Raw genomic sequence first — 10,395 nt, 5'->3', positions numbered from 1 at the left:
AAGATAATGAACTAATAGATGAAGCAAAAAAGGTTATGATGAGAGTGAGAAATGGTTGGTATTCTCAAACAATAGATAAATCAACTCCAAATGCTTCTCTTGAAGAGTTTAAAAATGAGTTAAACGAGATGATTATTCACACAAAAGATAGATTTGAAGATATCAATAAAGTTTTAGCCTCTTACTCTGCTTATGATTATCGACCTGTATTAAAACTTGGTGATAAAGACGAAGTAGGTGGAGTTCTTGAAAAAATGATAAATGGGATAAATGCGCTTCAAGAAGCTATTGTTTCAATGTTAAAAGATAGTTTAGAAAATGGTATAAGACTTGAAAGCTCTTCAAAAAATCTAATACAGAATGTAAATATCCTAAATCAAAGTTCAAACGAAGCTGCTGCAAGTCTTGAAGAGACAGCAGCTGCACTAGAAGAGATTACAAGCACAGTTACAAGCAATTCTAGCAATGTTATTCAAATGTCAGGTTACTCAAATGAGGTAAGCAACTCAGCTAAAAAAGGTCAAGAGATGGCAAGAAATACTGCTGTTGCTATGGATGAAATTACAAATCAAGTAACACATATAAATGAAGCAATAGCAGTAATTGACCAAATTGCTTTCCAAACAAATATTCTTTCACTAAATGCTGCTGTTGAAGCTGCAACTGCTGGAGAGGCTGGAAAAGGATTTGCTGTTGTTGCGCAAGAGGTAAGAAATCTTGCAACAAGAAGTGCAGAAGCTGCAAAAGAGATTAAAGATATTGTAGAGATGGCAACTTCAAAAGCACAAGAGGGAAAAAATATCTCTGATTTGATGATAAAAGATTACGAAGAGCTTTTAACTAATATTGAAAAATCATCACAAATGATAAATGAGATTTCAGATGCAAGTAAAGAGCAACAAGCTGGAATTTCTCAAATCAACGATACTGTTACAATGCTTGACCAAAAAACTCAACAAAATGCAATTGTAGCTTCAAAAACTCACGATATAGCAAATGAAACTGACAGTATCTCAAAACATATTGTAGAAGATGTTTTAGAAAAAAGATTTTTAGGTAAAGATAAGATAGTTGAAGAGAGTAGAAAAAATTTAAATATAGAAGAAAAAGTTATTTTAAAAAATGAAACTAAAAAAACTGAAAAGTTTGTTGCAAATAAAATAGAAGCTACAAAATCAAAAGATGATGAATGGGAGAGCTTTTAAAAAAAGAGCTAGGGGAAATAATTTATCTTTAAAATAATAAAAATAAGAGATTTATCTCTTATTTTTATAATAGATTAGAATCTATAGTTTGCACCTACATAAAATCTTGTACCGCTATCTGAAGTTGATATAGTATCCGTACCATCTTCTGCATCTTGCCATGATTTATAGTTATAATCCAAACCACCTAAAATAGAGATATTTTCAGTAACTTTAAAATCAACTCCAGCACCTAAAGTTAAAGAAACAGCAGAGATTAAGCTATCAACAATTTTAGTTTGATTTGTATCCATATTAGCAATACCTAAACCAAATTTTAAAAATGGGTAAACTTTTTCATGTACTTTAAACTGTTTCATAGTTTCAAAACCAATCTCTAGTGCTTTATCATCTTTTGAAAACCAATGCCCTTTATCATAAGTTATTTTAGATAGGTATAGTTGAGTGTACCAGTCATCTCCTGTACCTTTTCCAACAACAAATTTAATATCTTTATAGTTATTATCCACATCTACACTAGCAGAAATACCATATCTTTCTAGTTCAAGTTCTGTTGTATTTGAAGCACTTCCTACTTCAACTCCTGCATACCATTTTGTATCTGCGCTTGCATTTGTAAGTAATAGTGTACTTGCAACTATTCCAGCTGTAACTAATTTTTTCATTTTTCTTTCTATTTATTTTTTGTTTGTGATTAAGAAGATATACTACTTGGAATTTATAATTTTATTTACTCTATTATCCATAAAATAAATAATTTTTTAATGTTCCCCTTGTGTATATTTCAAAACTTCAAAGTCTATAAATATTTTTGTTAATAATCTCTTAATAATAAATAATTAAAACTCTTATAATAATAAAATATAAAAGTGTGTAAATTGGTAAGAAAATCTTATTAATTTAACTCTCCACCCAAAACTTTAAATAGTAAAACTCTGTTTTCTAACTCATCTTTATATAAATTTGTGTGATTTATTTTTGCATTTATAAATGCTCTTTGAGATATAAGCATATTTAAGTAGCTTCCGTGTCCTATTTTATAAGAGTTTAAAGCTATGTTGTAACTATTTTCTAAAGCTTCTAAAAGCTCTTTATGATTTTTTACTTTTAAATCTATATTTTTTCTTATAGCCAAAGCATCATTAACCTCTTTAAAAGCTGTTTGTATAGATCTTTGGTACTCTTTTAGTGCAATTTCTTGCTCAACTTTTGAGTATTTTAATCTTTTTATATTTGCACCTGCACTAAAAATTGGAAGAGTAATTGATGGTCTAAATTCCCAAAAACTATTGTTGCTATTAAATAATCCATCCAAAGAAGAGCTTGCATATCCTGTACTTGCAGTTAGTGAAATAGTTGGAAAAAATGCAGCTCTAGCAGCTCCTATATTTGCATTTTTCTCTTTTAATTTAAACTCATACTCTTTTATATCAGGTCTGTTTAGTAAAACATTTGAGTCAATATTATAGTCTAAAGATTTTAGATATAAAGAGTCCAAAAAACTATTTTTCAAAATATCATCTGGAAGTTTAGAAGAGATTAGAAGCTCAAGAGCATTTATACTTTTTTCTATCTCATTTTCAAAATCCAAAATCCTATTTTCCATCTCTTTTAGGCTAGCCAGCGATGCTAACATCTCATCTTTGCTTGATGCTCCAATACTATATTTTTTTGAAGTTAGAGTGTAGACTTCATTTAGATTTTCTAATATTTTAGTAGCTAAATTTCTATTTTCAATATTGCTTAAAAGATTAAAGTAGCTAGATATTGTTTGCGAAATCAGAACTAATTTTGTACTATTGTAAGCATATTTTGTAGCCAAAAAGCTATTTTTTGCTGCAAGGTTTAGGCTTTGATTTTTACCAAATAGATCAAGCTCAAAAGAGGCTGCTAAATTTGCCTCATAATTGCTACTTATATTGTTGTTTCTATCGCTTCTGTTTAAAGAGCCATTTGCATTAACACTTGGAAAAAGTTTTGAAGTCTCAATTCCATATAAAGCTTTGGCTCTGTCTATTTTAAGTAGGGCAATATTTAAATCTTTATTATTTAAAAGTGCTAGATTTACAATCTTTTTTAATGATTCATCCAAAATAAAATCACTACTATCAAGCTTTTCAAAACTCTTTTTGTCGCTCTTTTCGTAATCTTTAAAGCTGCTTTGAATCAACTCTTTTTCATCTAAATTTAGTTTTGGTTGCATTGAACAAGCTGTAAAAATTAGAGCAAAAAGAGAGATATAAAGATATTTAAACATCTTTTGCCTCTTTTTTAAATATTGATTTTATAAATATATAAAATAGTGGTACAAAAAATATTGCCAAAATTGTAGCACTTAATGTTCCACCTAAAATTGCAGTTCCTATTGCAATTCTACTATTAGCACCTGCTCCACTTGAAATAGCAAGTGGGATGATTCCAGCAATAAATGCTAAAGAGGTCATAATTATTGGTCTAAGTCTTAGTTTTGCTCCTAAAATTGAAGCTTCTACTAAATTCATACCATTTTTATATGCACTATTTATAAACTCAACTATTAAGATTGCATTTTTACTTGCAAGTCCCATAACTGCCAAAAGTGCAACTTGAAAATATACATCATTGCTTAAATCTCTAAAATAAACAGCTAAAACAACTCCTAAAACGCCCAAAGGAACTACAAGTAAAACAGAGAATGGAACACTCCAACTCTCATAAAGAGCTGCTAAACATAAAAAGACAACTAATATTGAAATTGCATATAAAAGTAGTGATTGATTACTTGCAATTTTCTCTTGATAAGAAGAGCCACTATATGCATACATTGTTCCATTTGCATTTTTATTTGCTATTTTTTCCATATCGCTCATAGCAACTCCTGAACTAATTCCAGTTGCAGCACTTCCTTGAATCTCATAAGACATAAATCCATTAAATCGTGTTAACTCTTCAGGTCCATACTCCCAAGAGAATTTTGAAAACTCACTAAAAGGAGTCATAGTTCCAGCACTATTTCTAACTTTCCATTTATATAAATCTTCAGGAGCACTTCTAAACGGTGCATCACCTTGAATATAGACTCTTTTTATTCTATTTCTATCAATATAATCATTTACATAAATTCCACCCCAAGCAGCACTTAAAGTAGTATCAATATCTCTTAGATTTAAGCCCAAAGATAGTGCTTTTTGAACATCATAAGATATTTTTAGCTGAGGTGACTCCTCTGTACCATCTGCTCTTACAGAGTTTATATTTGAATTTGTTTTAGCCTCTTGTAAAATAGCATCTTTTACATCTCTTAACTCTTCTCTACTTATATTTGAACTAGCTAAGAGCTGAAACTCAAATCCATCGCTACTTCCTAATCCTTGAATTACACTTGGATTTATTGCAAAAACTCTAGCATCTCTTATGAAATATTTGCTATTTGGATTGTTAAATGCCATCATAGCTCTTTTACTAATACTATCTACATGTAACTCTTTGCTATTTCTCTCATCCCAACTTTTTAAAGAGATAAATGCTGTTCCAACATTTTGACCACTACTTCTACTACTAAATCCTGAGATTGTAAATATTGTATTTAAAGCCTCTTTCTCTTCATTTAAAAAGTAATCTCTAATAATATTTGCAACATCAACTGTTCTACTTGCAACTGCACCAACAGGAAGAGTGTATTGAACCATAAGGCTTCCTTGATCCTCTTTTGGTAAAAAACTTGTTGGAAGTTTTATAAAAATATAACTTGCAACTACAACAATAATAAGATAAAAAATAGCCCATCTTTTTGGAAATTTTATAATTTTTTCAATCCAAGATGTATATTTTTTTGTAAAAGTTTCAAAATATTGATTAAATTTAAATATAAACCCACTACTTTTTTCACTATGAGGTTTTAAAATTGTTGCACAAAGTGCTGGAGTTAATGTAAGTGCAACAATAACAGATAGAACCATAGATGAGATTATTGTAACTGAGAATTGTTGATAAATAACCCCTGTACTTCCTCCAAAAAATGCCATAGGTAAAAATACAACCGATAAAACAGTTGTAATTCCAATTAAGGCACTTGTTACCTCTTGCATTGATATAATTGTTGCCTCTTTTGCACTAAGTCCTAACTCTTTCATATTTCTTTCAACATTTTCAACAACAACAATAGCATCATCAACCAAAAGTCCAATTGCTAAAACCAAAGCAAACATTGTTAAGGTATTTATTGTAAAACCTAAAATATTTAAAATAGCAAATGTTCCTAAAATTACAACAGGAACTGCAATTGCTGGAATTAAAGTTGCTCTAAAATTCTTTAAAAACAAAAACATTACAAAAACAACTAAAATAATAGCTTCAATCAAAGTTTTAACAACTTCATTAATAGATGCTTGTATAAATAAAGTTGTATCTCTTGGATATGCTACTTTGTACCCTTCTGGGAAAAAAGTTTGAGCATTTTGTAAAAACTCTTTAACTTTTTTTGAAGTAGATACAGCATTTGCACCACTTGCAAGTTGTATTGAGATACCACTTGCTGGGTAACCGTTTAGAGCTGTTACATTGTTGTAGCTTTGAGCACCAATCTCAACTCTTGCTACATCTTTTATTTTTACACTGCTTCCATCTAAAGAGGTTTTTAAAATAATATTTTCAAACTCATCAACATTTTCAAACATAGATCTTGCAGTTACCGTAACTGAAAGTTGTTGATTATCTAAAGTTGGCATTGCTCCAAGTCTTCCAGCGCTTGCTTGTGAGTTTTGAGCATTTATAGCATTTTGAATATCAAGAGGAATTAGATTATATTTTTCAAGTTTATAAGGATCTAGCCATATTCTCATAGCATACTGTCCACCATAAACAGTAACCTCTCCAACACCATCAATTCTTGCAATACTATCTTGAAGATTACTTACTAAAAAATCACTAATATCTGTTCTATTTGCTTTTCCTGTTGAGTCATAAACAGATGCAAGCATTAAAAAATCTGTTTGAGATTTGTAAACTCTAACTCCTTGTCTTTGAACATCATCAGGAAGTTTTGATAAGATTTGTTCAACTTTATTTTGAACTTGAACTTGAGCAATATCTGGATTAACTCCTTGATTAAAAACTATGCTTATTCTTGATCTTCCAGATGAACTTGAACTTGAAGAAAAATATAACATTCCATCAAGACCTGTTAGTTGTTGTTCTATTATTTGAGTTACACTATTTTCAACAGTTTGAGCAGATGCTCCTGTGTAAGTTGCAAAAATATTTATTTGAGGTGGTGCAATATCTGGATACTGTTCAACTGGAAGAAGATAAAGACTTACAACACCACTTATCATAATAATAAGTGAAATTACCCAAGCAAAAATAGGTCTAAATATAAAAAATTTTGCAATCATTTTTTAACTTCATAAATAGTGTTTAAATCTTTTATAGAGACTTTGCTTTGTCTATTTATTTTATTAAGTCCCTCAACTATAATTTTATCATTAGGATTTAATCTATCTTCAATCAACCAAAAATTATCAATAGCTCTTAAAATCTTAACTCTTTTTTGAGTAGTTGTAAAATCATCATTTATTAAAGTTATTATTGGATTTGCTTTTTGATCTCTTAAAACAGCTTGTTGAGGGATTAAAAATCCATCAAATTTCTTACTACTTTGAACATAAGCTTTTGTCATCATTCCAGATAGTAAGCTATTGTCACTATTTTCAAAAACAGCTCTTAAAGTTACTGTTCCACTATTTGGATCAACACTTAACTCTTTGCTTTGTAAAACTCCAAATTTCTCAATTTTTGAATCATCTTCTAGAACTAATCTTACTTTTGAGCTATTTTGTGTATCAAAACTTACAATATTTTTTAGATTTAAATACTCTTTATATGATATTGTAAGATCTAAATATACACTACTACTATCTTTTATATCTACAAGCTCTTGAGTTTGATTTGCAGTTACAAGTGCTCCTGTTGTGACATTTGAAATTCCAATATATCCACTTATTGGAGCTTTTATATCACATCTTTGTAGATTTATATTAGCACTTTGAAGTTCAGCCTCTCTTTGATTAACTAAAGCCAAAGCTTGAAGATATGAAGCCTCTATATCATCGGCTTCTTGTTTTGAAATACCATCAAATTTTAAAAGCTCTTTTGCTCTATCATTTTTTGCTTTAGTGCTTAGAAGTGTCGCTTTTGCACTATTTAAAGATGCTTTTGCACTATTTACATTTGCTATATAATCAAGTTTGTCAATTTGGTATAAAATATCACCTTTGTTTACAAAAGAGCCCTCTGTAAATACTCTTTTTTCAATAATTCCAGTTATTTGTGGTCTAATTTGTGCTATCTCTTTAGCTTTTACTCTTCCAAAAAGTTCAATCTCTAAATTCAAAGATTGCTCTTTTGGATTTATAAATCCAACTTCAACTGGTTTTGACTCTACTACTTGAGCCTTTTTTTCGCAAGATGCAAAAAACAAAACAACAGTAAATATTATAAAGATTTTAAAAAGTTTCAAATGATTTTCCCAAATTTTTTGGTAATTTTATAATATGAATATTAACCAAGACTTAATATTAAATATCATTTTCTCCAACAACTCTATCTCTTCCTGTTTGTTTTGCTTTGTAAAGTGCAATATCAGCAGATGCAACTATATCTTCAGCTTTTTTAAAAATGCTACAATATGAAGCAACACCTAAGCTCATAGTAACTTTTTTTGGATAAGTTGAAAAAGTGTGTTGTTTAATTGCAATATTTATTCTGTTTGCAAGCTTAATAGCATCTTCTTGTTTACTATTTGGACAAATTATTAAAAACTCCTCTCCTCCCCAACGACCAAGAGTATCGCTAGTTCTAATGCAAGAGCTTAAAATTTTTGCAGACTCTTTTAATACATCATCTCCAATTTGATGTCCAAAATTATCATTTACAGATTTAAAAAAATCAATATCCATAATAATTACACTAAAAATATCATTGTATCTTATAGCTTTTTCAAACTCTGTATTTAATACACTATCTAGTTTTGCTCTATTATAAAGTCCCGTTAGTTTATCTGTAATAGATAATCTCTCTAACTCTTCATTCTTCTCATAAAGCTCTTTTGTTCTTTGAAGAATCTTCTCTTCAAGAGATGTTTGATAATCATAAATTGATTTTGACATATTTGAAAAAGCAGAAGATAAAAGTGAAATTTCTTGAATAGAGGTATCAATTTTTGAGATATTAAAATCTTGTTTCTCTATTTTTTTGCTCTGTCTTACTAAAGAGTAGATTGGCTTTGAAATAACTCTTGAGAAGTACAATATTAAAGGAATAGTAATTAATCCTGTAAAAATAAATACAAAAAGAAGCCAAAGTATCTCTTGATTGTATGGTTTTAAAATATTTTTGTATTCTGCAATTAAAGCTAAATAGTTATCTTGTTTGTTATTATCAATTTTTATTATTCTAATAAGAAATTTTTTATTATCTTTTTCTACAATTTGCGTATTTTCAAACTCTTTTAAATCTGATATATTTAGAATAAAATCATTAAAAGAGTTACTGTTTTTTGAAAGTGAAGATAGAATTAATTTATCTGAATCAAACAAATAAAGCTCTGTTTTATTTATATCTACATGATTTTTGAAACTATTAAGATAATCTGCAATTAGTAGATCAATAGCAACAACCTCTTTGCCATTTTTAATAGATTTTGCATAAGTTATTCCAATTGAATCAATATGTGAAAAAGTGTATGGTTTGGTTTTTATAGCCTCTTTTGAATTTTTTGCATCTTTAAACCAAGGTCTTTTTGTTGCAAGATATGAATTAGGCTCAATCTTATAATCTGTTTGATTTAAGTCATCATCATAAAAAAATAGCTCTCTTTTTGTACTATTTTTTCCATCGATTTTTATTAAAAGCCATCTATCAATATCTTTTGCACTGTAAGAGCTAATAAGATTCTTATCAACTCTTAAATTTATAAATTCATAAAAACTATTATCTTCATATCCTGTATAAATTGCATATAAACTTGGATAGGATTTTAAAAAGTTTGTATAAATTTTTACTCTATCTTGATCATTTAAAAGTGCCAAAGTATTAACTGTACTAAAGCTAGTATTGTTGACATCTTTTATTGAATTTTGAATATTTAAAGCAATTCCATCTAATCTTGAATTTATGTTTGAAATTGCTAGTTTTTTACTATAAAAAAGTAGTTGATAAGCTAAAACTAAAATTAATAAGATGCCAATTGTTGAGAAAAGTAGAAGGATGGTACTCTTTAAAGAAACCCCTTTTTTAAAAAGTTTTTTAAATACTAAATCCAACTAATACCTCCCACATTGAAAAAAAATAACGAAAATTATAACTTAAAATAATAAATATAAAATAAAAAAATTTATTTTTTAATTAAGATTTAGTTACCATAACAGCTTACAATTTTTAAAGGAATATCATGGATAAAAGTTTAGAGAGTTTAACACAATCGGAGTTTAACTGTAATGTTGCATTTAAAATACATTTAAAAGAGTTTAATCAAAATGTTAGAGATGAACTTGAAAAAAGAATAAGTGAAGTTTTTTTCTTTACAAGAGGTGTTGATTGGCAGTTTGATAGTTTTGGTATTGAAAAAGCTGGTGAGAGAAAAAGTAATATTTTAGGGTACTTTATATTTAGAGCAACAGATATTGAAAAATTAAAAAAGCTATTTTTACAAGAGTTTAAAGATTATTCAAATGCTACAAAAATTTCATGTTCGGTTGCAACTTATCAAAAAGTTGATGAAGAGTTTTTTGAGATTGAAGTTTAGCTAGGATAAATACAAGGAGATGGGAAAAACATCATATAAATATCAGCTAGAGTCTATTGAAAAACTAGCAAAAATAGGATTTTGGGAACTTAATTTAAAGAGTAATGAACTTATTTGGTCTAAAGAGATTTATAATATTTTTGGTTTAGATAAAAATATAAAACCAAGTTATGAGTTATTTTTAGATTTAGTTTACAAAGATGATAGAGAGCTTGTAAATAGTGCATATTTAAAATCTTTAGAAGATAGAAAAGATTACTCAATAGTTCACAGAGTAGAGCTAAGCAACAAAGAGATTAAATATGTAAAAGAGGATTGTAAAACAATTTTTGATGAGAATAAAAAAGCTTTAATATCACATGGAACAGTTCAAGATATTACAGAATTAACAGTTGCAAAACAAAAAAT

General features: G+C 28.4%; 8 protein-coding genes. 3 read left to right on the top strand and 5 right to left on the bottom strand.

Annotated features, from left to right (window positions below):
- A partial coding sequence (locus WC168_RS08155) for a methyl-accepting chemotaxis protein (RefSeq protein WP_372618599.1) occupies positions 1–1,205 on the top strand: 1,205 nt, incomplete at its 5' end.
- A gap of 74 nt (positions 1,206–1,279) precedes the next feature.
- Here the strand turns inward: WC168_RS08155 and WC168_RS08150 are convergent.
- The 5 genes from WC168_RS08150 to WC168_RS08130 form a co-directional block, all read right to left on the bottom strand.
- A complete protein-coding gene (locus WC168_RS08150; protein ID WP_372618597.1) occupies positions 1,280–1,870 on the bottom strand; it encodes an outer membrane protein in 591 nt (196 codons plus the stop codon).
- 230 nt (positions 1,871–2,100) lie between these two features.
- Complete coding sequence (locus WC168_RS08145) at positions 2,101–3,462, bottom strand: efflux transporter outer membrane subunit (protein ID WP_372618595.1); 1,362 nt, start codon at positions 3,460–3,462, stop codon at positions 2,101–2,103.
- Positions 3,455–6,577 carry an efflux RND transporter permease subunit gene (locus WC168_RS08140; RefSeq protein WP_372618593.1) on the bottom strand — a complete coding sequence of 1,041 codons (3,123 nt, stop codon included), beginning with the start codon at positions 6,575–6,577 and terminating at the stop codon, positions 3,455–3,457. The genes WC168_RS08145 and WC168_RS08140 overlap by 8 nt, the downstream gene beginning before the upstream one ends.
- A complete protein-coding gene (locus WC168_RS08135; protein ID WP_066407111.1) occupies positions 6,574–7,701 on the bottom strand; it encodes an efflux RND transporter periplasmic adaptor subunit in 1,128 nt (375 codons plus the stop codon). Before WC168_RS08135 ends, WC168_RS08140 begins: the two co-directional genes overlap by 4 nt.
- Before the next feature lie 58 nt (positions 7,702–7,759).
- Positions 7,760–9,505: a diguanylate cyclase gene (locus WC168_RS08130; RefSeq protein ID WP_372618591.1), complete on the bottom strand. Its 1,746-nt coding sequence runs from the start codon at positions 9,503–9,505 to the stop codon at positions 7,760–7,762.
- 128 nt (positions 9,506–9,633) lie between these two features.
- Between WC168_RS08130 and WC168_RS08125 the strand changes: the two genes are divergently transcribed.
- Positions 9,634–9,987 (top strand): hypothetical protein, encoded by a 354-nt coding sequence (locus tag WC168_RS08125; RefSeq protein WP_228137746.1) that lies wholly within the window; start codon positions 9,634–9,636, stop codon positions 9,985–9,987.
- 19 nt (positions 9,988–10,006) lie between these two features.
- The coding region (locus WC168_RS08120; RefSeq protein WP_372618589.1) for a PAS domain-containing protein at positions 10,007–10,395 on the top strand (389 nt) is incomplete at its 3' end.

It is taken from the genome of Aliarcobacter sp., assembly GCF_041672065.1.
GTDB lineage: Bacteria > Campylobacterota > Campylobacteria > Campylobacterales > Arcobacteraceae > Aliarcobacter > Aliarcobacter skirrowii.
The sequence above is the reverse complement of the archived record's forward strand: the minus strand, read 5'-3'. Positions and strand labels throughout refer to the sequence as shown.

Bases quoted from the DNA above. Each gene is read 5' to 3' on its own strand.
- WC168_RS08150 (WP_372618597.1), bottom strand. From the start codon at position 1,870: ATGAAAAAATTAGTTACAGCTGGAATAGTTGCAAGTACACTATTACTT.
- WC168_RS08145 (WP_372618595.1), bottom strand. From the start codon at position 3,462: ATGTTTAAATATCTTTATATCTCTCTTTTTGCTCTAATTTTTACAGCT.
- WC168_RS08140 (WP_372618593.1), bottom strand. From the start codon at position 6,577: ATGATTGCAAAATTTTTTATATTTAGACCTATTTTTGCTTGGGTAATT.
- WC168_RS08125 (WP_228137746.1), top strand. From the start codon at position 9,634: ATGGATAAAAGTTTAGAGAGTTTAACACAATCGGAGTTTAACTGTAAT.